At 63.0% G+C, this 22590-nt stretch carries 22 protein-coding genes; 7 read left to right on the top strand and 15 right to left on the bottom strand.

From position 1 onward, the window contains the following. Positions 1 to 73: 73 nt before the first annotated feature. Entirely contained in the window at positions 74 to 520 is a 447-nt protein-coding gene (locus tag AC1Q6J_RS13885; protein ID WP_492279866.1) for a hypothetical protein, read from the top strand. 75 nt (positions 521 to 595) lie between these two features. Here the strand turns inward: AC1Q6J_RS13885 and AC1Q6J_RS13880 are convergent, their stop codons facing one another. From AC1Q6J_RS13880 to AC1Q6J_RS13845, 8 genes are all read right to left on the bottom strand, one after another. Beyond that, complete coding sequence (locus AC1Q6J_RS13880) at positions 596 to 1555, bottom strand: cell envelope biogenesis protein TolA (protein ID WP_492279865.1); 960 nt, start codon at positions 1553 to 1555, stop codon at positions 596 to 598. Between the two features lie 142 nt (positions 1556 to 1697). After that, positions 1698 to 2003 carry a copper-binding protein gene (locus AC1Q6J_RS13875; RefSeq protein ID WP_492279864.1) on the bottom strand — a complete coding sequence of 102 codons (306 nt, stop codon included), beginning with the start codon at positions 2001 to 2003 and terminating at the stop codon, positions 1698 to 1700. Positions 2004 to 2099: 96 nt separating this feature from the next. Beyond that, entirely contained in the window at positions 2100 to 2570 is a 471-nt protein-coding gene (locus tag AC1Q6J_RS13870) for a cupredoxin domain-containing protein (protein WP_492279863.1), read from the bottom strand. A gap of 13 nt (positions 2571 to 2583) precedes the next feature. Next, positions 2584 to 3972: a multicopper oxidase family protein gene (locus AC1Q6J_RS13865; RefSeq protein ID WP_492279862.1), complete on the bottom strand. Its 1389-nt coding sequence runs from the start codon at positions 3970 to 3972 to the stop codon at positions 2584 to 2586. Between the two features lie 11 nt (positions 3973 to 3983). Beyond that, the gene (locus AC1Q6J_RS13860; RefSeq protein WP_492279861.1) at positions 3984 to 5405 is read right to left on the bottom strand and encodes a TolC family protein; all 1422 of its coding nucleotides are present in this window, start codon (positions 5403 to 5405) and stop codon (positions 3984 to 3986) included. Between the two features lie 46 nt (positions 5406 to 5451). Further along, positions 5452 to 5760: a hypothetical protein gene (locus AC1Q6J_RS13855; protein WP_492279860.1), complete on the bottom strand. Its 309-nt coding sequence runs from the start codon at positions 5758 to 5760 to the stop codon at positions 5452 to 5454. A 43-nt stretch (positions 5761 to 5803) separates the two neighbouring features. Then, complete coding sequence (locus AC1Q6J_RS13850) at positions 5804 to 6265, bottom strand: hypothetical protein (protein ID WP_492279859.1); 462 nt, start codon at positions 6263 to 6265, stop codon at positions 5804 to 5806. 105 nt (positions 6266 to 6370) lie between these two features. Beyond that, positions 6371 to 7468 carry a calcium:cation antiporter gene (locus AC1Q6J_RS13845; RefSeq protein ID WP_492279858.1) on the bottom strand — a complete coding sequence of 366 codons (1098 nt, stop codon included), beginning with the start codon at positions 7466 to 7468 and terminating at the stop codon, positions 6371 to 6373. Between the two features lie 114 nt (positions 7469 to 7582). Here AC1Q6J_RS13845 and AC1Q6J_RS13840 point away from each other — a divergent pair, with 114 nt between their 5' ends. Beyond that, positions 7583 to 7966, top strand: coding sequence for a VOC family protein (locus AC1Q6J_RS13840; RefSeq protein WP_492279857.1), 384 nt, complete (start codon positions 7583 to 7585; stop codon positions 7964 to 7966). 60 nt (positions 7967 to 8026) lie between these two features. Here the strand turns inward: AC1Q6J_RS13840 and AC1Q6J_RS13835 are convergent, their stop codons facing one another. The 5 genes from AC1Q6J_RS13835 to AC1Q6J_RS13815 form a co-directional block, all read right to left on the bottom strand. Next, a complete protein-coding gene (locus tag AC1Q6J_RS13835) occupies positions 8027 to 9427 on the bottom strand; it encodes an NAD(P)(+) transhydrogenase (Re/Si-specific) subunit beta (RefSeq protein ID WP_492279856.1) in 1401 nt (466 codons plus the stop codon). A 13-nt stretch (positions 9428 to 9440) separates the two neighbouring features. Next, the gene (locus AC1Q6J_RS13830; RefSeq protein WP_492279855.1) at positions 9441 to 9761 is read right to left on the bottom strand and encodes a proton-translocating transhydrogenase family protein; all 321 of its coding nucleotides are present in this window, start codon (positions 9759 to 9761) and stop codon (positions 9441 to 9443) included. 11 nt (positions 9762 to 9772) lie between these two features. Continuing rightward, positions 9773 to 10900 carry a Re/Si-specific NAD(P)(+) transhydrogenase subunit alpha gene (locus AC1Q6J_RS13825; protein WP_492279854.1) on the bottom strand — a complete coding sequence of 376 codons (1128 nt, stop codon included), beginning with the start codon at positions 10898 to 10900 and terminating at the stop codon, positions 9773 to 9775. A gap of 71 nt (positions 10901 to 10971) precedes the next feature. Beyond that, positions 10972 to 11124 (bottom strand): aa3-type cytochrome c oxidase subunit IV, encoded by a 153-nt coding sequence (locus AC1Q6J_RS13820; protein WP_492279853.1) that lies wholly within the window; start codon positions 11122 to 11124, stop codon positions 10972 to 10974. 188 nt (positions 11125 to 11312) lie between these two features. Further along, on the bottom strand, positions 11313 to 13202 hold the full coding sequence (locus AC1Q6J_RS13815) for a M3 family oligoendopeptidase (RefSeq protein WP_492279852.1): 1890 nt from the start codon (positions 13200 to 13202) through the stop codon (positions 11313 to 11315). Between the two features lie 154 nt (positions 13203 to 13356). On the opposite strand from AC1Q6J_RS13815, the gene AC1Q6J_RS13810 reads away from it, so the two are divergent. The 3 genes from AC1Q6J_RS13810 (at position 13357) to mepK (ending at position 19390) form a co-directional block, all read left to right on the top strand. After that, positions 13357 to 14871, top strand: a complete 1515-nt coding sequence (locus tag AC1Q6J_RS13810) for a sigma-54-dependent transcriptional regulator (protein WP_492279851.1) — start codon at positions 13357 to 13359, stop codon at positions 14869 to 14871. Between the two features lie 333 nt (positions 14872 to 15204). Beyond that, positions 15205 to 17301, top strand: coding sequence for a L,D-transpeptidase family protein (locus AC1Q6J_RS13805; protein ID WP_492279850.1), 2097 nt, complete (start codon positions 15205 to 15207; stop codon positions 17299 to 17301). Between the two features lie 427 nt (positions 17302 to 17728). Further along, the gene (gene mepK / locus AC1Q6J_RS13800; RefSeq protein ID WP_492279849.1) at positions 17729 to 19390 is read left to right on the top strand and encodes a peptidoglycan L,D-endopeptidase MepK; all 1662 of its coding nucleotides are present in this window, start codon (positions 17729 to 17731) and stop codon (positions 19388 to 19390) included. A gap of 177 nt (positions 19391 to 19567) precedes the next feature. On the opposite strand, the gene AC1Q6J_RS13795 is transcribed toward mepK, so the two are convergent. After that, positions 19568 to 19840 (bottom strand): DUF2312 domain-containing protein, encoded by a 273-nt coding sequence (locus tag AC1Q6J_RS13795; protein WP_492279848.1) that lies wholly within the window; start codon positions 19838 to 19840, stop codon positions 19568 to 19570. A gap of 173 nt (positions 19841 to 20013) precedes the next feature. After that, entirely contained in the window at positions 20014 to 20316 is a 303-nt protein-coding gene (locus AC1Q6J_RS13790; protein ID WP_492279847.1) for a DUF1244 domain-containing protein, read from the bottom strand. Between the two features lie 297 nt (positions 20317 to 20613). Between AC1Q6J_RS13790 and AC1Q6J_RS13785 the strand changes: the two genes are divergently transcribed. Next, positions 20614 to 21141 carry a DUF1036 domain-containing protein gene (locus tag AC1Q6J_RS13785; RefSeq protein ID WP_492279846.1) on the top strand — a complete coding sequence of 176 codons (528 nt, stop codon included), beginning with the start codon at positions 20614 to 20616 and terminating at the stop codon, positions 21139 to 21141. Beyond that, positions 21138 to 22574, top strand: a complete 1437-nt coding sequence (pyk, locus tag AC1Q6J_RS13780) for a pyruvate kinase (RefSeq protein ID WP_492279845.1) — start codon at positions 21138 to 21140, stop codon at positions 22572 to 22574. The genes AC1Q6J_RS13785 and pyk overlap by 4 nt, the downstream gene beginning before the upstream one ends. Positions 22575 to 22590: the final 16 nt, after the last annotated feature.

Here is a 22590-nt window from a genome sequence, read left to right as displayed (position 1 = left end):
TGCGCTTGCGCCCGAAAGGCCCCGACCTAGCGTGCATGGGGCTGCTGTTTGCAAACCAGAACGGGTGCGTACCATGGCGTATGGAATGTATGGAGCGCTGATCGCCTCGCTCGGCGTGGTCGCGGTAACCGTTGTTCCGAACGAGGCATTTGCCGATCCGGCAGCCAGGCCTGTTGAAGGCTCTGTTTTGTCGAAGCCGGCTTTCCGTCCGTCAGCCGGCCGGCCGGTGCAACGTCACCGGGGACACAACGCCAGGGCATTCTGGCCGGCGGGCACCGCCGGCTATTTCTACGAGCCGCCGTATGCCGAATCCGGCGTCGATGTGGTGCCGCCTGTGTCAGGCGATGTCCGTTACACTTACACCTACGATGTGCCTTGGGATTGGTCACACCGATATCCACCGGCGGTCGCACCGTCCGACAGGCCTTATGTGCAGGATTGCACCAGGCAGACCGTCAAGGTCCCACGGCGCGAGGGCTCTGAGGAAACCGTCAGCGTGAATATCACACGGTGCTACTAGGAGACTTGCGCAGCATTCGGCACTGAATGAGAGAAGCCGTTGGTTCTCTCATTTCCGGTTGGCCGAAGTACCGATCTAGTTCGGCGATTCAGGCACCACGGCATGAAACACCGACTTCGCGGCCGAGACCACATCTTCCGTCACGGAAGAGAGCCGGCCCTGTTTGGCGCGCAGATCCAGCGGACGCGACGGAATGTCGGCCGGCGGGGTCAACCGCAAGCCATCGTCGGCCCGGATCTCGGACGATCCTGAGATCGGCTCAGGAAATGGCTTTGGTGGCGCGACCGCGGCTTCGCTCGGTCCCGGCGCGACAGTCACCGCAGGCGGCAGCGGCTGCATCGCCGACTGCTGCGGGACGGACGGCGCGTAGACCACACTGTTGACCCTGGCACGCTCCTGCGCTCTCGCCGGCTGCTCCTCGGCACGCGCGGCTTCCGGCGCGCGCGGCTGCTCGGCGCTCTTCTCGGAAGATTTGGCATTGCGCAGCCGCTCGATCGCGGCCCGCGCCAGATCGTTGGCATCACGCCTGTCATCAGGCGCGGCATTGGCCTCGGCCGGCAGCAGCGCAGCGGGAGCTGACTTCGCAACCGGCTTCTCACGCTTCTCGGCAGCAGCTTTCTCGCTGGCGAGTTTCTCGGCAGCAGCTTTCTCGCTGGCGAGTTTCTCGGCGGCAGCCTTGTCGCTGGCAGCTTTCTCGGCGGCAAGTTTTTCGGCGGCTCGCTTCGCGTTCTCCGCCCGATCGGCCGCAGACCGCTCCGCCGCGGCCTTTTCGAGGGCAAGCTTTTCGGCCTTGAGCCGGGCGGCCTCGGCCTTCGCGCTCTCAACTTTCGCGGCCCTGTCGCCGGAGTCGTCAGCTTTCAGCGTTTGGGGGGCAGCATCCTTCAAGGTCCCTGAGGGGGCCGATATCGCAGCCTTCGGCTTGTCCGCATCCGACTTGGCATTGATGTAGTGGGTGACGATGTACGCACCGACCACCGTCGCCACGATCGACGGAACAACCTCTAAAAAGTACTTGGTGAACAGCTTCTTGATCATCGCAACTCCCCGCGCCGTTGGATGCGGGAACTTTAGGGCCGATTGAGGGATCAACTGCGACGGATCGATGGCAATTGGAGAGAAAGGCCGGGTAACGGCTTTGTCAGGAATTTCAGGCGTTACCCGGCGCACGCAGGCTCCGCTATTTCGCCTTCGCGATCCCGGTCACGGTCATCTGCCCGTTAACCCTGTCGGCGTCGAACTTGACCTTGTCGCCGACTTTGACCTGCTTCAGCATCTCCGGGGTCTGGGCCTTGAAAACCATGGTCATCCCCTCGTCCATATCCAGCTTCTTGATCGGCCCATGCCTGAGGGTGATCTTCCCCGCCGCCTCGTCGATTTTCGTGACCGTTCCATCCACGGGCAGCGACTGGGCAAGCGCCTGCGTTCCGCCGGCAAAACCCGACATTGCCGCGAGGCAGGATGCTACAAGAACAAGTTTCCGCATGTTTTTTTTCCTCTGCTTCTCTTTGACCTGAAAGATGATTTCCAAAAATCAAGCGCTGCCCTGGAGGCGAACCTGAGGGCATGCCCGGAACCCGGTTCATTTCACGATGATTGTGCCAGACATGCCGGCTTCCCGGTGACCGGGGATGAGGCAGGAGAAGTCAAACTCCCCGGCCTTGGTGAATTTCCAGAGGATAGCGCCGGTCTTGCCCGGCGCCAGGCGCTTGGCATTGGGATCGTCATGCTCCATGTCCGGATTCTTCATCATCGCGGCCATGTGCTTGAGATTTTCGTCGAGCGTGCCGACGACAATTTCGTGATCGAGTTCGCCGCTGTTGCGAATGGCGAACTTGATCTGTTCGCCCTTGCGGACGTCGATCCGGTTCGGGACGAACACCATTTTCCCGTCCGTTTCACGCATGGTGATCTGAATGGTGCGTCCCGGCTTCCTGGGATCGCCGGGCTCGCCATAGGCGCGGCCATCCCCGTGGGAATGACCAGAGTCGGCTAGCGCCGCGGTGGACAGAGAGAGAGCCGCAAGCGCAGCGATAAGGAGTCGTGGTTGCATGTGGATATCCTTCTCAATGATTATGACGGGGAGATTTTCTGCCGGGCTTCACGACGTCGAACTCGGCAGCTTTCTTCTTCTCCAACGCGGCGGGAGGCTCGCGTTCGACCTTCTTCGGTTCACCCTTCCACTCGAAGGCGACCGTCCCTTCGGGGTGCTTGAACCAGCCCGGATCCTTGTAGTCGCCGGATGCGAGCCCCTCGCGCACCTTGACGACCGAAAACATGCCGCCCATTTCGACCGCGCCGAACTGGCCGAAGCCGGTCATCATCGGCAGCGTATTGTCCGGCAGCGGCATTTCCATCTCGCCCATGTCGGCCATGCCGGCGTTTCCCATCGGCATGTAATCCGGCACCAGTTTGCGCACCGACTTGACGAGATCGCTCTTTTTCATTCCGACGAAATTGCGAAGATCGTGACCCATGGCGTTCATGGTGTGATGCGACTTGTGGCAGTGAATCGCCCAATCGCCGGGCTTGTCGGCGACAAAATCGAAGGCCCGCATCTGACCGACGGCGCAATCGATCGTGACCTCTGGCCAGGCGGCAGCCTCCGGCACCCAGCCGCCATCCGTGCAGGAGACCTTGAAGTCGTATCCATGCATGTGGATCGGGTGGTTTGTCATTGTCAGATTGCCGAACCGGATGCGGACCTTGTCGCCCTTGCCGGCAACGATGTGATCGATGCCGGGAAAGACCCGGCTGTTCCATGTCCACATATTGAAGTCGGTCATCTCCGAGACTTTCGGCAAATAACTGCCGGGATCGATGTCGTAGGCCGCCATCAGAAACACGAAATCCCGGTCCACGCGCCGGAAGGCCGGGTCCTTCGGATGCACCACGAAGAAACCCATCATGCCCATCGCCATCTGGACCATCTCGTCCGCGTGCGGGTGATACATGAAGGTGCCGCTTTTCGTCAGCACGAACTCGTAGACGAAGGTCTTTCCGACTCCGATCGCTGGCTGCGTGAGACCCGTCACACCATCCATGCCGTTCGGCACCAGCATGCCGTGCCAGTGGACGGTGGTATGTTCCGGCAGCTTGTTGGTGACGAAGATGCGGACCTTGTCGCCTTCCACCGCTTCGATGGTGGGGCCCGGCGACTGGCCGTTGTAGCCCCACAGATGCGCGACCATGCCTGGTGCGAACTCGCGTTTCACCGGCTCGGCGACCAGATGGAATTCCTTCCAGTCGCCGTTCATGCGCCAGGGCAGCGTCCAGCCGTTCAGCGTCACCACCGGCTGATAATCCGGCCCGCTGGAAGGAAACAGCGGCGGCTGCATCGTGGTCGCCGTCGAAGTCGCGGCTTCGGGAATGCTGGCGGCCTGAACGCGGCCGCTGACAGCACTGGCGCCTGCCAGCACCGCCGCCGATCCGAGAATTGCTCTGCGAGAAATCATCGTTCGTCCTTTCAATGCTGAGGTGCTTCGGCGGATGCGCCGGGGATCGATCGTGCGGCTTCGCTGCGCCCAAGGACGCCGCCGCCCATCACCGCGGTGTTGAGATTTGTCGTCGCCAGCCAGAAATCCCGCTTCGCCTCGATCGCGGCCGTCGTCGCAGCGATGCGCTGACGCGCCTCCGCCAGCAACGCGAACACGTCGATCAGCATGCCGTTGTAGCGAAGCAAGGTCTCATCCGAGATGATCTTGCGCAGCGGCAGGACTTCGCGCTGGTAGTGGATCGCGATGTCATAGGCTGACCTGTAGCTGCGATAGGCATCGCGCGCCTCCGAACGGACGTTGACCGCCCGCTCCATCAGGCGATTGACCGCGTGCATGTAGGTGGCCTCCGCTTCCCTGACGCGAACTTCGCCGAAATCGAAAATCGGAATCTGGAGTTCGACGTCGAAGCCGCGATCGCGGACTTTCTCTCCGGTTGCTTTCTCGCGGGTCGTCTTTTCCGCGAATCCCGCATCGAGTACATTGATGAAGCGGGTTGCCTGGGTCAGTCCCCACGACTTCGCCAGGGCATCGAGTTCGATCCGGCCGATCTGCAAATCGACGTGACGGCGAACCGCCTCGGCCTCGATCCCCGGCAGCGATTGCGGCCGCGACGGCAGCGCTGGAAGCGCAGCCGTCATCCTGAACGCCAGATCGTCGCCCCACAGTCCCATGGCGCGGATCAGCGATTCCCGTTCACTGGCCGCGCGCTGACGCGTGGTGGCGAGCTGCGCCGTGAGATCGGCGTAGAACACCTGCTCGCGCGCCTGATCCAGCTTGTTCATGCCGCCGGTTTCGCCAAGCCGGGTTGCGAACTTCGCCGCGGTCTCCGCCCCGGACTGGGCCTGCGCAAGAAAGCTCGCAAGCTCACGCGCGGCGACGGCGCGATAGTAGGCCCGCCGCGTATCCGCTGCGACCCTCAGCGTTTCGCTCAGGGCGATGGTTTGCGCTTGCCGGAAGCGGGCCGCCGCGATCTCCGAGCGAACCGGCAACGTCGCCAGCGCCAGGACATTGGCGACGATCTTGCGTTCGACTTCGACCTCGACCGATCCCGCGATCCGCGACAGCGAAATGGCGGGATTCGGCGGCAGGCTGCCTTCCACGGCACGCGCTTCCGCGATGGCGAGTTCATTGTAAGCCGCCTGCAATCCGCGATTGTTGAGCAACGCGATCTGAACAGCCGCGTCCGCAGATAGCGGCTTTGACAACAGCCGCGCCGTTACGTTGCTGGCGGCCGCTGTTTCGTCCGGCGTGCGCAATGCGGCGGCGTCCTTGCCGAGGTCCTGCGAGACCGTGGCGGTGACGATGCCCATGCCGCCATCCGGCGAGAACGATGCACAGCCCGACAGCACAATGGCGCTGCCGGCAACCATCCATCGTCCGGCACGGCGCATGGCGTGATCTATGAAAGTCCTGAAATCCCGAGCTGGCATGTTGCACCTACTCGCTGGATTTCGGCACTGGCGTCACAAGCTCGTTTTGCTTCTGCCAGGCTGAGGGGGTGACGGGTCTCTGGCGCGTGTAGCGCCCGATCGTGGAACTGTAGCCGGCGCGCGGCGTCAGCACCGCGGGATCGGACGGGTCCGGGCCGGATGAGGCCGGAGGCTGTGTGGCGCAGCCTGCAAGCGACAGCAGGGCAACCAGCAGGAGCGGGGTACTGATTCGTCGTGGCACGAGCGCCGCCGCCGCCGAACCAACGGCAGCGAGCCTCGCCGGATTTTGCGCGGGCATCATATCCTCGAATGTCAAACGGCTTCGAAGGCGCGCGGCCGTTCAGCCGCTGCGCCGGCGATCACATCGACAGGAGGACGATTGGAGGACGATAGAGGAGGTCGGGAGCCTCGCCGGAAATTCCGGCGTCGGAAGACGCAACGACCGATGTGTGAATCATCGTTCGGAGTGTCAGCTCGAACAGGCTGGCGGGGAGCGCGCTGACACACATCACGCCGCAGCAGGCCGGCGTGCTAACGCCTTTCATGCCTGTATCGTCGACATTTGCGCCGGCATCGTCAGCTATCGCCATCGCACCATGATCATGACCGTGAGCGGCATGGTCTTGATGGGCCGCATCGTGCTGATGCCCCGAATGCTGGGTCAGCACCACACCCGGCGACACATCCGCCAGGCAATGCAGCGCCGTGGCGCTGTTGCCGAATGCAAATCCGGCGACCGGCATGACAACGCAAAGGGCATACAGCGCGACGAGAATGCGCGCCGCGTTGACCCTTGCTGCTCTGCTCAGCCTTTTCAGCATCCGGAACCGATACCCCATGACGACCGCGCGGACGGCGACGGTTCGGCTTCGAGGATTACCGTCAGAACACGGCGCAGGCAAGGCGCGCCGGGACCGTGATACGCATCAAGGTACCAGCACCAGGAAGATAAACACCGCGAACACCAGGATGTGAACCAGGCCGAACAGGATGTTGGTCCGCCCCGTTCCGAACGTCATCATGCTGACCAGCATGGTCATCGCCAGCAGCACCATGTCGCGCGCGTCGAGACCCAGCACCAGCGGTTTGTCGAGCACATAAGCGGCGACGGCGACCGCCGGAACCGTCAATCCGATGGTGGCGATCGACGATCCAAGCGCCAGATTGATGCTCTTCTGCAAATCATTTTTCCGCGCGGCGGCAAGCGCCGCGATGCTTTCCGGCAGGAGAACGAGAAGCGCCACAACGACGCCCGCGAAGGCCGGCGGCGCACCGATCGCCGCGGCGCCCGCATCGACCACCAGCGAGAATTTTTTGGCGAGCAGCACGACCGCCACCAGCGACACCAGCAGCAAGGCGATGCTCAGGATCAGTTCGCCGCCGGACGCGGAGGCATGATCGGCGGCCTCTTCCTCGCTCTCGATAATGAAGTAATCGCGATGACGAATGGTCTGGGTGTAGAGAAAGACGCTGTACAACACGACGGTGACAACGCTGACAAAGCCAAGCTGCGCTGCGGAATAGACCGGTCCGGGCGAGGACAGCGTGTAGTTCGGCAGGATCAGCGTGATGGTGGCGATCACGATGAGAACGCAGAGATAGACGTTGACGCCTGTGACCTGAAAATCCTGCTCGCGGTAACGCAAACCGCCGGCGAGGATGCAGACACCGACGAGACCGTTGCAGACGATCATCACCACCGCGAACACGGTGTCGCGCGCCAGGGTCGGAACGGACTTGTCGCCGAGCATGATGGTGGCGATCAGCGCGACCTCGATGACGGTGACGGAGAGGGTCAGCAGCAGCGTGCCGTAGGGTTCGCCGATCCTGTGGGCGATCACCTCGGCATGATGCACGGCCGCGAACACGGTACCGAACAGAACGACAAGCAGCACCGCCGCGAAGGCGAAGCCCGCAGGAGAGTGCGTGAAGCCGACGCCGGGAATCATCGTACTCGCGAACAGCAAAACAGCCAGCGCGGGGTAAATCCAGGCTGACCGCGGCATGTGTGGGGGGGCACTCATGCGTGCGATACTAACGGCACAGTAGCCAAAGGCCCAGTCAGCCCGGAGAAAATTTGCACGCGAAAGCGAGATGCCATAACAAAAAGAACTGTCTTTTGGAAGGAAACGAAAACAATGTTCTCTCACGTCATGATCGGGACGAACGATCTCGACAGGGCCAAGGCCTTTTATGACAAGCTGCTGGGCACGCTCGGCGTACCACCGGCCATCGTCGATCGGCATCGCATCTTTTATCGCACCAAGACCGGGACCTTTGCCGTCTCGAAGCCGATCGACGGCAAGCCGGCAACGCACGCGAACGGCGGAACCATTGGATTTGCCGCGGCCTCGCCGGAGGAAGCCCAGGCCTGGCACACGACCGGCATCGAGAACGGCGGCACAACGTGCGAAGATCCGCCGGGCATCCGGGGCATGGGCGACCTCAAGATGTATATCGCCTATTTGCGCGACCCGGACGGCAACAAGCTCTGTGCCATCCATCGCTTGCCCAAAGCATAAAAAGAGGCCGTGCATAGCGCACGACCTCGATTGTTTTCGAGAATTGAAAGCGCCGCCGCCCTACATCGCCTTAACGATGTTCTCGGTCATCTTCTTGGCGTCGCCCAGCAGCATCATCGTGTTGTCACGATAGAACAGCGGGTTGTCGACGCCGGCATAACCGGAAGCCAGCGAGCGCTTGATGAACATCACGGTGCCGGCCTTCCAAACCTGTAACACCGGCATGCCATAGATCGGCGACTTCGGATCTTCTTCCGCCGCCGGGTTGGTCACGTCGTTGGCGCCGATCACGAAGGCGACGTCGGCCTGCGCGAATTCCGAGTTGATGTCCTCAAGCTCGAACACCTCGTCGTAAGGCACGTTGGCTTCGGCCAGCAGCACGTTCATGTGGCCGGGCATGCGGCCCGCGACCGGATGGATGGCGTACTTCACCTCGACGCCTTCCTTTTTCAGCGTGTCGGCCATTTCGCGAAGCGCGTGCTGCGCCTGCGCCACCGCCATGCCGTAACCCGGCACGATGATGACCTTCTGCGCGTTCTTCATGATGAAGGCCGCATCGTCCGCCGAGCCGAGCTTGACCGGCTTCACTTCGCCGGTGCCCGCCGCGGCAGGGCCGCCGCTGTCGCCGCCGAAGCCGCCGAGGATGACCGAGATGAAAGAACGGTTCATCGCATGGCACATGATGTAGGACAGGATCGCACCCGACGAGCCGACCAGCGCGCCGGTGATGATCAGTGCCGAGTTGCCGAGCGTGAAGCCGATGCCCGCCGCCGCCCAGCCCGAATACGAGTTGAGCATCGAGATCACGACCGGCATGTCCGCGCCGCCGATCGGAATGATCAGCAGGGCGCCGAGCACCAGCGCGAGGATCGTGATCATCCAGAAGTCGAACGAGCTCTGCGAAACCACGAGGCCATAGATGAAGAACACCAGCGCCAGCGCCAGCACGATGTTGATGATGTGGCGTGCCGGCAGAATGATCGGCGCGCCGCTCATGCGGCCCGACAGTTTCAGGAACGCGATCACCGAACCGGTGAAAGTGAGAGCGCCGATGGCGACGCCGAGCGACATTTCAACAAGGCTCGATGCATGGATGCTGCCGCGGGCGCCGATGTCGAACGCGGCGGGCGCATAGAACGCGCCGGCTGCGACCAGCACGGCGGCCATGCCGACCAGCGAGTGGAAGGCGGCGACCAGTTCCGGCATCGAGGTCATCGGGACGCGGCGGGCGATCACCGCGCCGATGCCGCCGCCGATGGCGATGCCGAGGATCACGAGGGCCCAGCCGATGGTGCTGGTCGGCGGATGCGCCGCGAGCGTGGTGGCGATGGCGATGGCCATGCCGATCATGCCGAAGAAGTTGCCCTGGCGGGAGGACGCCGGGCTCGACAGACCGCGCAACGAGAGAATGAAAAGGACGCCTGCGACGAGATACAGCAGCGCTGCGAGATTCGCGTTCATGTGCCCTGCCCCGTCACTTCTGCTTTTTCTTGTACATCGCCAGCATGCGCTGGGTGACAAGGAAGCCGCCAAATATGTTGATGCACGCAAAAATCAGCGCCACGAAACCGAACGCGCGTGCCCACAACGGGCCGTCGTCGTTGCCGACCAGCGCAACGCCGGTCGCCAGCAGCGCGCCGACCACGATGACCGACGAAATCGCGTTGGTCACCGACATCAGCGGCGTATGCAGCGCAGGCGTCACCGACCACACCACGAAATAACCAACGAAAACCGCAAGAACGAAAATCGACAACCGGAACACAAACGGGTCGACAGCCTCAATTCCATGCATGTCGGCTCTCCTTATGCTTTCGGCTGAAAATTCGGATGGATGACAGCGCCGTCCCTGGTCAGCGCGGTGGCCTTCACCAGTTCGTCGTCCCACTTCACGGCGAGCGACTTGGCGGCCTTGTCGTAAAGCGTCTCGATGAACGACAGCAGATTGCGCGCATAAAGGCTCGACGCCGATGCCGCGACCTTGCCGGCGAGATTGGTGTAGCCGACGATCTTCACGCCATCGACATCGGCGATCTCGTTGGCCTTCGCGCCTTCGACATTGCCGCCGCGTTCGACCGCGAGATCGACCAGCACGGAGCCCGGCTTCATCGACTTCACCATGTCGGCAGTGACGAGTTTCGGCGCGGGACGGCCCGGGATCAGCGCCGTGGTGATGACGATGTCCTGCTTCTTGATGTGCTCGGCCGTCAGAGCGGCCTGCTTGGCCTGATACTCTTTCGACATTTCCTTGGCGTAGCCGCCGGCGGTCTGCGCGTTCTTGAATTCCTCGTCCTCGACGGCGAGGAACTTGGCGCCCAGCGATTCAACCTGCTCCTTCGTCGCGGGACGCACGTCGGTCGCGGTGACCACGGCGCCGAGGCGGCGCGCGGTGGCGATCGCCTGCAATCCGGCGACACCGACACCCATCACGAACACTTTCGCCGCAGGCACGGTGCCGGCCGCGGTCATCATCATCGGAAACGCACGGCCAAAGGCTTCAGCGGATTCGATCACAGCGCGGTAACCGGCGAGGTTGGCCTGCGAGGACAGCACGTCCATCACCTGTGCGCGGGTGATGCGCGGCATCAGCTCCATCGCGAAGGCCGCGACGCCGGCATCGGCCAGCGCCTTCAGCGCGGCTTCGTTGCCGTAGGGGTCCATGATCGCGATGACCAGCGCGCCCTTCTTGTATTTCGTAACTTCTGAAGCCTCCGGGCGCTTCACCTTGATGACGATGTCGGCGTCCTTGACGGCGTCGGCGCTGACGACAGCCCCCGCGGCCTCATAGTCCCCGTCCAGCAGGCCGGACTTGATGCCCGCGCCCGGCTCGATCGCGACATCGATCCCCAGCGCCTTGAATTTCTTGACCGTGTCGGGCGTCGCCGCAACACGTGGCTCCGCCGCATCGACTTCCTTGGCTATCGCAATTTTCATGACGCCTCCCGCAGCCGTTCGGCCGCGCATGACTTAATCACCGGCCACGCCGCCGGTACAACCATTTTCAATCAGGTGAGAAAGATCGCCATCAGGGCGATGATGGCGATGACGGCAAGCGTGCCGTACTTCGTCATCATGAGAAAACCTTCGTAGGTCTGCTCGTGGGCCGGATAGTCGTTACCGTCCGCCGTGGTGTACGCAACTTCGCTATGGTCAGACATCAATCCCTCCAGCGCCATTCCCAATTGTGACGCGAATTAGCCCAATTGCGAGGCAAGGGCAACTTTCGTCGTAGGCCGATTCCAAGGATTAAACACGTCCGCATGCAAGCCATGCAACGGCCCGGGCGGAAATTTCCGCGATGCGGAACGGGAGGTCCTCCCTTCCCGGCAATTGCCCTGAAAAGAGGCTACCCCATCGCCTCCAGCTCGGCGATCAGGTTCTCGATCACCGACAGCCCGCCGTCCCAGAACTTGGGGTCCTTGGCGTCCAGCCCAAACGGTTGAAGCAGTTCGGAATAATGCTTGGTGCCGCCGGCCGACAGCATCGCGAGGTAGCGATCGGCAAAGCCGTCCGAGGCGTTCTCGTAAACCGCATAAAGCGAGTTCACGAGACAGTCGCCGAACGCATAGGCGTAAACGTAGAACGGCGAATGGATGAAGTGCGGGATGTACATCCAGTACGTCTCGTAGCCGGGCTTGATCTCGATCGCAGGCCCGAGGCTTTCGCCCTGCACGCTGAACCAGATTTCGCCGATGCGCTCGGCGGTGAGTTCGCCGTTGCGGCGCTCGGTGTGGATCGCACGCTCGAACGAGTAGAACGCGATCTGGCGCACCACCGTGTTGATCATGTCCTCGACCTTGCCCGCGAGCAGCGCCTGGCGCTCCTTCGCGCTTTTGGTCTGGGCCAGCAGCCGCTTGAAGGTCAGCATCTCGCCGAACACGCTGGCGGTTTCCGCAAGCGTCAGCGGCGTCGGCGCCATCAGCGCGCCCTGCCTTGCAGCAAGCACCTGATGAACGCCGTGGCCAAGCTCATGCGCGAGCGTCATGACGTCGCGCGGCTTGCCCTGATAATTCATCAGCACATAGGGATGCGCCGACGGCGTGGTCGGATGCGAGAACGCGCCCGGCGCCTTGCCGGGACGCACCGGCGCATCGATCCAGCGATCATCGAAGAAACGCTCCGCGATGCTCGCCATCTGCGGCGAGAAATCGCCGTAGGCTTTCAGGATGGTGCTCTTGGCGTCATTCCATCCGATCTGGCTTTTCGCCGCGAACGGCAGCGGCGCGTTGCGGTCCCAGTAGGGCAGCGTCTTCTTTTTGAACCAGCGCGCCTTCATCCTGTAATAGCGATGCGACAGGCGGGGATATGCGGCGCGCACCGAGGCGACCAGCGCATCGACGACTTCGCGCTCCACCCGGTTCGCCAGATGACGCGAATCCGCGATGTCCTGGAAACCGCGCCAGCGGTCGGAGATTTCCTTGTCCTTGGCGAGTGTGTTGGTGATCAGCGCGAAGGTGCGCTCGTTGGCCTTGAAGGTTTTCGCCAGCGCCTGCGCCGCTGCCTTGCGCTTTTCCGGCGCGCGGTCCTGCAACAGCGTCAGCGTCGGCTCGATGGCGAGTTCCTTGCCCCCAACCTTGAAACGCAGCCCTGCGATGGTCTGGTCGAACTGCCGGTTCCACGCGCCATACGCAGTCTGCGATTTTTCGTGAAACAACTGCTCGACACGATCCTCGAGCTGATACGGCTTGTCCTTGCGCAGATCCTCGATCCACGGCCGGTAGTGGTTGAGCGACGGCACAGCCATCGCGCGCTCGATCATCTCGTCATCGACGCGGTTGAGTTCGAGCGCGAAAAACAGAAGATGCGTCGAGGCCGCCGTAATGCGTTCGGATACGTCGCCATAGAACTTCGAGATCGCCGCATCGACCGTGTTGCCCGCATGCGCAAGCCCGGCATAGGACGCCAGCCGCCCGGCCAGATCGTCGATCGCCTCGTAGCTCCTGATCGCTTCGGCCAGCCACTCCCCGCCGTTCGGCGCCGTGACCTGCTCCGCGATCTTGCCCTTGTAGGCATTCTCGAACGCCACGCAGTCGGCATCGAGCTTGTCCAGGTCGCGTGTCACCTCGGGGGCATCGATCGCCGGATAAAGGTCAGTCAAGTTCCACTCGGGCAGCCTGGTTGCCTTGCCTGACGTGCCAGACGCCGTCCTGGCGGAGGCTTTCGCCTTCAGAGCGGACTTGGCCGCAGATTTCGATTTTGCCGGAGATTTGCGGAGAGCCGAGGTGCGCGAAGCCATATTTCAATCCGTGATGTTCAAGATCGTGCAGGACGCATGACGATTGCAGCAGTTGTGGACAAAGCCAACTCTTAAGAGGTCGTTAATCGGCATCGGCGAGAGTGCCCCGATTCGAGACATGTTGTTGAGATAGTCCAGAGTTGCGGGGAATGCCATGGTTGCGACTGTTCTGATTGCCGACGACGACGCCGTTCAGCGCCGTCTGGTCGAGAACATGGTGCAACGCTGCGGTTACGACGCCGTGACAGTGGACAGCGGCGACGCCGCCCTCGCCCATCTGATCGATCCCGACACGAAACCCGTCGATGCCCTGGTGCTCGATCTCGTGATGCCCGGCCTCGACGGCATGGGCGTGCTGGCCAGGATTCGCGATATCGGCCTCGACCTGCCGGTGATCGTGCAGACCGCCCACGGCGGCATCGACAATGTGGTATCCGCGATGCGGGCCGGGGCGCACGATTTCGTCGTGAAACCCGTCGGCATCGAGCGGCTTCAGATTTCGCTGCGCAACGCGCTCAATGCCAGCGCGCTGAAAGGCGAACTCCAGCGCATCCGGCATCGCCGCGAAGGCAAGCTGACTTTCGCCGACATCGTCACCCGTTCCGAAACGATGAACCACGTCATCGCCATGGGCAAGAAAGCGGCGTCGTCCACGATTCCCGTGCTGATCGAAGGCGAATCCGGCGTCGGCAAGGAACTGATCGCACGCGCCATCCACGGCTCAAGCGAGCGCAGCGCCAAGCCGTTCATCACGGTGAACTGCGGCGCGATCCCGGACAATCTCGTGGAATCGCTGCTGTTCGGCCACGAGAAAGGCGCGTTCACCGGCGCCACCGAGCGTCATGCGGGCAAGTTCGTCGAGGCCAATGGCGGCACGCTGTTTCTCGACGAGATCAGCGAACTGCCGCTGGCGGCGCAGGTGAAATTGCTGCGCGCCTTGCAGCAGGGCGAGGTGGAAGCGGTCGGCGGACGCAAGCCGGTGAAGGTCGATGTCCGTATCGTGTCGGCGACCAACCGCAACCTGCTCAATCAGGTGAAGGCCGGCGCCTTCCGCGAAGACCTGTTCTACCGGTTGCACGTGCTGCCGCTGACAATTCCACCGCTGCGGACGCGCCGCGAGGACATTCCGCATCTGGTCCGGCATTTCATGGCGCGCATCGCGGCCGAGGAGAACCGGCCGGTCACGGGCGTCAGCGGTGAAGCCATGTCGCTGCTCGGACAGATGGCGTGGCCGGGCAACGTCCGTCAGTTGGAAAACGCGGTGTACCGCGCGGTCGTGATGAGCGATGGCGGCCAGCTCGGACCGGATGACTTTCCGCAGACCGGCGGAATACCGCCAGTTTCGCTGAGCGAAGCCGAACCGGTGATTTTGGACAGCCCGCCCTCCTCACCATCGGATATTGTTGCTGGTGCTGAAATACCTATTGCTCCTGCCTCCGCTCCTCAGAAGTTCGCACAGACCTATGGCACCCTGGCCATGCTCGGCGAGGACGGGGAGGTCCGGCCGCTTGAGAATATGGAAGCCGAGTGCATCCGTTTCGCCATCGCCCATTACCGCGGTCAGATGTCCGAGGTCGCGCGGCGGCTGAAGATCGGGCGTTCGACGCTCTACCGGAAACTCGACGAGGCAGCGGCCTCGGGCACGGAACCTGTCGGCCCCGCACGCTAAAGCGCGAATCACGCTCAGGCATGGAACGAACGCACGGCTTTTTCGCTTCTCTCTTTGAACCGTTGCGGACTGGTGACAGACACAGGAAAAGCGCGTGGCAATGCGCGCAAATCGTTGCAAGACATGCCGAATTGAAGTCATTTCGCAGGAGATGACTTCGAGTTGATCTGCGGCGACTGGCCGCTTCAAGCTGGCGCGTGTACCGTTTCGCAGTGTTTTCAATGCGGGATTGCGTAGCAAAGTCCGATCAAGCCGGCGCTTTTGCAACAGGTACTGACGGAAACCATCATGAGCTGTTCCACACAGGAGCAGTGTCGTCCAAGGGGTGCGAGAATGCATGACTTTTCGACCGGCCACCGCAAAGGCCTTACAGGCTTTGACCGGGTCCTGATGGCCGTGGCGGCCACCGTCCTCGCCGTTGCCGCAACCGGCGCCGTCGCTCAATCCGGCCCGGCAAAGAACCCGGCGGATCTTGCCATCGATGCCGCTATCCCGCTTCCCGAGCCCGCCAATGTACCGCCGCCGACCGCGAGCGACTTCAAGCCAGATACCGCGAAGCCTGACACCGCGGCAGGCGCGCCGGCTCCGAAGGAAGAAGCTGCTGCCCCGGCCGCACCTGCTGCGACACCGGTCACAACAGCAACCGTCCCTCCCGCTGCGACTGCCCCAACCGCAACGCCCCCGGCAGCCGCCGCGGCAACGCCAGCCGCCGAACCTGCGAAGGCTGCTCCCGCTGTCGCGGCCGCCGATCAGCCGGCCGCCGACAAGCTGCGCGATCTGATCGCGGCCAAGGGCGCGCGCTACTTCGATCGCAAGAACGAGCGCACCGCCGTCGAGAATTTCTACAAGGACCGCAACTACGCTCCGCTGTGGAGCGAAGCCGGCGCCGCCACCGCGCGGGCCAAGAGCGTGATCGCGCGTCTCAAGGACGCGGGCAGCGAAGGCCTGAACCCCGCCGATTATCCGACGCCGGATTTCGCCGCGGCTTCCGCGCCCGATGCACAGGCCGAGGCCGAACTACGCCTGACCGAAAGCATGCTCGACTACGCGCGCCACGCCCAGAGCGGCCGCATGCACTTCTCGCGCGTCAGCGCGGACATCTCCTATCCCGAGCATCCGGTCGATCCGGTCGAGGTTCTGATCAACGTCTCGACCGCGAAGGACGCCTCGGCGGCGCTCGAGGGCTACAATCCGCAGCACAAGGGCTACAAGGGCCTGAAGGCGAAGCTCGCCGAACTGCGCGGCATCACGGAAGACACCTCCAAGCAGATCGCAGAAGGCGACGCGCTGAAATTCGTCAAGCCGACCAAAAAGAACGCAAACTCCGTCGTGATGGAAGACGAGCGGGTGCCGGCCTTGCGCGCCAAGCTCCACGTCACGGAAAATGCCGACGACAGGCGCTACGATGCAGCGGTTGCGGACGCGGTTCGCAAATTCCAGTCGAACAACGATCTGAAGGCGACCGGCGTACTCGACAACACCACCGTGCGCGCCATCAACGGCCCCAGGAACGACCGCAAGATCGACATCGTGCGCGCCAACATGGAGCGCTGGCGCTGGCTGCCGCGCGAGCTCGGCGCAGCGGCGCTCGGCAACGCCTACGTGATCCTCAACATTCCGGACTACACGCTCAAGCTGATGCACAACGGCAAGCAGGCCTGGACCACGCGCGTTGTGGTCGGCAAGCCGGGCAAGCATGCGACGCCTGAGCTGACAGAGACGATGAAGTTCATCACCGTCAACCCAACGTGGAACGTGCCGCCGTCGATCATCTACAACGAGTATCTGCCCGCGCTGGCACAGGACCCGACGGTGCTCGACCGCATGGGCCTCAAGCTCGCGCGCGCCGCCGACGGCAGCGTGCGCATCTCGCAGCCGCCGGGCGAAGCCAATGCGCTCGGCCGCATCCGCTTCAACTTCCCGAACAAGTTCCTCGTGTATCAGCACGACACGCCGGACAAGCACCTGTTCGCCAAGGAAGAGCGCGCCTTCAGCCACGGCTGCATGCGCGTGCAGAATCCGGATCAGTACGCGGCGAACCTGCTGAGCATCGCGCTGCCGAAGGAAGGCTACACGCCGGAAAAGATCAAAGGCCTGTACGGCCGCAGCGAGCTCAACATCAACTTCCCGACGCCTATCCCGGTCAACATCACCTATCAGACAGCGTTCGTTGACGACGCAGGCAAGCTGGAATTCCGCAAGGACATCTACGGCCGCGACGCCCGGGTGATTTCGCTGCTCAAGGGCAGCGAGGGCAAGGAGATGGAAATGGCCGTCTCCCACGCCCAGCCGAACTATGTCCGGCCGACCAATGTGCGGGTTCCCGGCGACAGCTTCGCCAGCAACAGCGGCATGGGCTTCTTCGAACGCCTGTTCGGGGCGCCGACCCCGCCGCCGGCCCCGGTCCGCCAGCGCCGGGTGGTTCGCTAGGCGGCGGTTTCAGCCCAACCGGGCTGACTTTCCCCGGTTTTCACAGTTCCAGGGCCCCGCCAGTTGCGGGGCCCTTTTTGTTAACCATTGCCCACAAAGCATTCCGCCCCGGATCGGCCTGCCGGCCCTTTTTTGCCATACTCGCAGCGGCATACTTGGCTCTTCACGGGCCTGTGACAGACTTGGGCGAGACTTGATCAAGACTTGGATAGCGTAAGACTTGGGTAACGTAAGACTTGGGATCGCTAAGAACTTGGGATCGCTAAGAACTTGGGCAAACGAAGACTTGGGTAGACCTGACTGAGAAGCCTTGGGCGGGATTGGTAAATATCGATTAACCCTCCTGCCTTAGGACTATGTTCATCCTCTCCCGTTGCGTGGGGTAGCGGGGGATCACCTAACAGACTGATGGCTGACGGGATTCTGAGTGGCGGGCGGTTTTCCACGCAGCATTGGCTTTGAGTGGCTTTCGCGCACTTCGGTGCGCGTCGGCCTCGCCTCGCTGCTGCTGGTCGCGACCAATGCCCGCTCCGTCCACAACGCCACCGCCGACGGCGACACTCGCTCCCTCACCTTACACCACACCCATTCCGGCGAAGACCTCACCGTCACCTTCAAGCGCAACGGCCGCTACGACGAAAGCTCGCTGAAGAAACTCAACCATTTCCTGCGGGACTGGCGCAGCCAGGACTCCACCACGATGGACCGCCGGCTGTTCGACATCGTCTGGGAAGTCTACCGTGACGTCGACGGCAAGCAGCCGGTCCAGATCATCTCCGCCTATCGCTCGCCCGCCACCAACGCCATGCTCCGCCGCCGCTCCTCGGGCGTGGCGCGTCACAGCCAGCACATGCAGGGCCACGCGATGGATTTCTTCATCCCAGGCGTGCCCCTCGAACAAATCCGTTTCGCCGGACTGCGCCTGCAACGCGGCGGCGTCGGCTTCTACCCCACCTCCGGCTCGCCGTTCGTGCATCTCGATGTCGGCAGCATCCGCCACTGGCCGCGCATGACTCACGACCAGCTCGCGCGCGTTTTCCCGGATGGCCGCACCGTGCATGTGCCGACCGACGGCAAGCCGCTGAAGAACTACGAGCTCGCGCTGGCCGACATCCAGCGCCGCGGCAACGGCGAGGATGTCGGCACACCGTCGAAATCGAAAAGTTTCCTGGCTTCGCTGTTCGGCCGCAAGTCGGCGGATGATGAGGAAGAGGTTGGCAACGACGATGTCGCGCGTGGCGGCAAGGTTACGCAGGTGGCGATGGCCGCGGCGGACAAGGCCAAGGATGCTGCACGGAACGCCGCACAGGCCACCGTCACCGCCGCCGAAAAGGTTCTCGAACGCGTGCCCCTGCCGCGTGCGAAACCTGCGGGCGCATCGTCCTATCAGGTGGCATCTGCCGACACGAAGACCGCCGCAACACCCAAGCAGCAGCAACCCGCGCTCAAGCCGGTTCCGGCTGACGAATACGCTCCGCAGTCGCCGATCGACATCATCAATGCGCGCGGCTTCTGGGATAACGAGCCAGCGCCGAAGCCCGCAGCGCAGGCGCAGATCGCCGCCCTCAAGGCCCGCGGCGCGGTGGTCGCTTCCGATCCGCAGTTCACCGCAAGCCTGCCGCAGAATGTGTCGCAGGCACTCGCCTATGCGCCCGCCGATGCTCCGCTCGACCGTGCCCAGATCGTCGCCGCCAGCGCGCCCGTTCCGCGCGGCAGTTCCCGCCTCGCGGCGCTCGCCCCCAATCCGATGTCCGGCGCGGAGATCAGGGGTGGCGATGCAGCGATCGGAAAGACCCGCCAGGGAGCGATCGCGACCTCGGCGCGGATCAAGCAGGCCTCGCAGACCAACGACATCTGGATGCGCGCGATGATCCTCGCACCCAGCGCCAGCACCTCGCTGTCGGTCTCGTCGCTCGGCGATCAGGACATGACCGTGATGCGCGTCCACTTCGTCAAGCCGAACACGGCGGTGGCGATGACATTCTCGGAAGATCCGCAGATGGGCATCGTCTGCGAGAAGTTCACGGGCCCCGCGACTGCGACGCTGTCGACCACGTCGTTCGCGATGCGCACCGCCGCTCTGCGGTGATTTATCCTTTTCAGTTACTTCTCCCTCTCCCCTTGTGGGAGAGGGTGGTTTCGAGCGTCGGCGAGAAACCGGGTGAGGGGTTTGCAAACACGGCAAAGGTCACCCCTCACCCGCTTCGCGGCTACGCCGCTCAGCACCCTCTCCCACAAGGGGAGAGGGAAAGGGTGCCCACTCACCTCACAGCATCCCCAGCGCCTGCATGTACGTTTCCAGGATCGTCTCCTGCTCCTGACGCTCGTCGGCGTCCTGCTTGCGCATGCGGATGATGGTGCGCAGCGCCTTCACGTCGAAACCGTTGCCCTTGGCTTCGCCGTAGACATCCTTGATGTCGTCGCTGATGGCCTTCTTCTCTTCCTCGAGCTTCTCGATGCGCTCGATGATGGCCTTGAGCTGCCCCTTGGCGAAGCTGTGCGCGGTGTCGTCATTGCTTTTCTCAGCAGGCATAGCCATCGGAGATACTCCTGAACTCTGTATGAGGCTTGAAGGGAGCGTGCGCGGCACGTCATTCAAATTTTACACTCAAGAGTGTGGGCAGCCCCGTCAAGGCGGAGCCACGGTCATCCACAGCGACCCACAGGCGAAAGAAAAGCCTGTGGCGATCAGGCCGATTTTTCTTGCGTGTTTCAGTGACCCGTATGGCTCTTCTTCAGTGCCGCCTGCTGCTCTGGTGTCGCGTCGGTCTGATAGGTCGCCTTCCAGATCTCATAGGGCATGCCATAGACCGCCTCGCGGCTGTCATCCTTGCTGAGCATCACGCCCTTCTCGTCAGCGGCATCCTTCAGCCAGTTCGACAGGCAATTGCGGCAGAAGCCCGCGAGATTCATCAGGTCGATATTCTGCACATCGGTTCGCCCGCGCAGATGCGCGACGAGCCGGCGGAAAACCGCTGCTTCCAATTCCGTCCGGGTCTTCTCATCGATCGCCATGGTCATTTTTCCGCGATTTCATCAGTCATGCTGGCCGTCCGATACGGCCATCTCACATGGGATCGTATCCGGTCATTTTCCATATGGCGGAAAAAACCAAACCGGCCCGCGCCGCAATGCGGCAAGTAGCCTATTAACGGTTGCTCACAGTTTGGCGAAACCGCCAAGCCCCCTTATAGTGGCCGGCCTGACCGGACATGGGATCTCCGCCTTTTGCCGATCATGCTCAATGTGTTACGCGAAATCAACGAACGGTTGATAGTACCTGGTTAGATGACAGCCACGATTCCCCGCCGCATGACGCTTTCCCGCACGATCACCGCAGCCCTCGCCGGGCTTGTCGCGCTGATCGGGCTGTGCGCATGGAGCGCGCCGGCAGCCGCGGATTTCCGGCTCTGCAACAACACGTCAAGCCGGGTCGGCATCGCGCTTGGCTACAAGGACAACGAGGGCTGGGTCACCGAGGGCTGGTGGAACGTATCGTCCCGGGCCTGTGAAACCCTGCTGCGTGGAACGCTTGTCGCACGATACTATTATATCTACGCCATCGACTATGACCGCGGCGGAGAGTGGTCGGGGCAAGCCTTCATGTGTTCACGCGACAAGGAATTCACCATCAAGGGCACGGAAGACTGTCTGGCGCGTGGTTTCGACCGCACCGGATATTTCGAGGTCGATACCGGCGAACAGCGCGCCTGGACCGTGCAACTGACCGAATCCAGCGAACAGAACCCGCGCTCGCCAGGCCTTCCCGGCATGCCGAACGCGCCTGGGGCGGCACACCCCGGCGCACTTCCCGGCGCAGCTCCCGGAAATCCTAAATGAGACGCCTGCGACGCATCAAAATTCTCGCCACGCTTGGACCGGCATCGTCCGACAGCGCTTCCATCCGCAAGCTGTTCGAGGCTGGCGCGGACGTGTTCCGCATCAACATGAGCCACACCCCGCACGACAAGATGCGCGAGCTTGTGGCGACGATCCGCAATGTGGAGGGCAGCTACGGACGGCCGATCGGCATTCTGGTCGATCTTCAGGGACCGAAGCTGCGGCTGGGCAATTTCGAGAACGGCTTTGTCGAGCTCAACAACGGCGCGATGTTCACCCTCGATGCCGATCCGGCGCCGGGCAACAAGAACCGCGTCCATCTTCCCCATCCGGAAATCCTCAAGGCGCTGCGGCCGGGGCATGCGCTGCTGATCGACGATGGCAAGCTTCGCCTGATCGCCGAAGAGACCTCGCCCGACCATGCGCTGGTGCGGGTTGTAACCGGCGGAAAAATGTCCGACCGCAAGGGCGTCAGCCTGCCCGACACCGATCTGCCGGTGTCCGCCATGACGCCGAAGGATCGCGCCGACCTCGAAGCCGCGTTAGAGACCGGCATCGACTGGGTCGCATTGTCGTTCGTGCAGCGTGCAGACGACGTGATCGAGGCAAAGAAGCTGGTGCGCGGCCGCGCGTCGATCATGTCGAAGATCGAGAAACCGCAAGCGATCGACCGTCTCGCCGAAATCATGGAAGCATCCGACGCGCTGATGGTCGCACGCGGCGATCTCGGCGTCGAACTGCCTGCCGAGCGCGTGCCTGGACTTCAGAAGCAGATGACGCGCATGGCGCGGCGCGCCGGCAAGCCGGTGGTGATCGCGACACAGATGCTCGAATCGATGATCACGTCACCGGTGCCGACGCGCGCCGAGGTCTCTGACGTCGCCAACGCCGTGTTCGAGGGCGCGGACGCCATCATGCTGTCGGCGGAGTCCGCCGCGGGCAAGTTCCCGGTCGAAGCGGTGCTGACCATGAATCGCATCGGCGAGGAATGCGAACGGGATCCGACCTATCGCGGCGTCATCGCGGCGCAGCGGCCCGAACCCGAAGCCACCGCGGGCGACGCCATCGCGGACGCGGCGCGGCAGATCGCCGAGACGCTCGATCTCTCCGCTATCGTCTGCTGGACCAGTTCCGGCTCGACCGCGCTGCGCGTTGCACGCGAACGGCCGAAGCCCCCCGTGGTCGCCATCACGCCGAGCGTCAATACCGGCCGGAAGCTGTCACTGGTCTGGGGCGTGCATTGCGTCATCGCCGAAGATGCCCACGATCAGGACGACATGATCGACCGTGCCGCACGCATCTCGTTCCGCGACGGCTTCGCGAAAGCCGGCCAGCGCGTCATCATCGTCGCCGGCGTACCGCTCGGCACGCCGGGAACGACGAACATGGTGCGCATCGCCTATGTCGGCCCCGAGCGCGACGCCGACATCTGAAGGCGAGAGCGTCGTC

The sequence above is a fragment of the Afipia sp. MLSD5-FHT05B12 genome (assembly GCF_058793355.1).
This window is presented reverse-complemented; position numbering and strand designations above follow the sequence as displayed.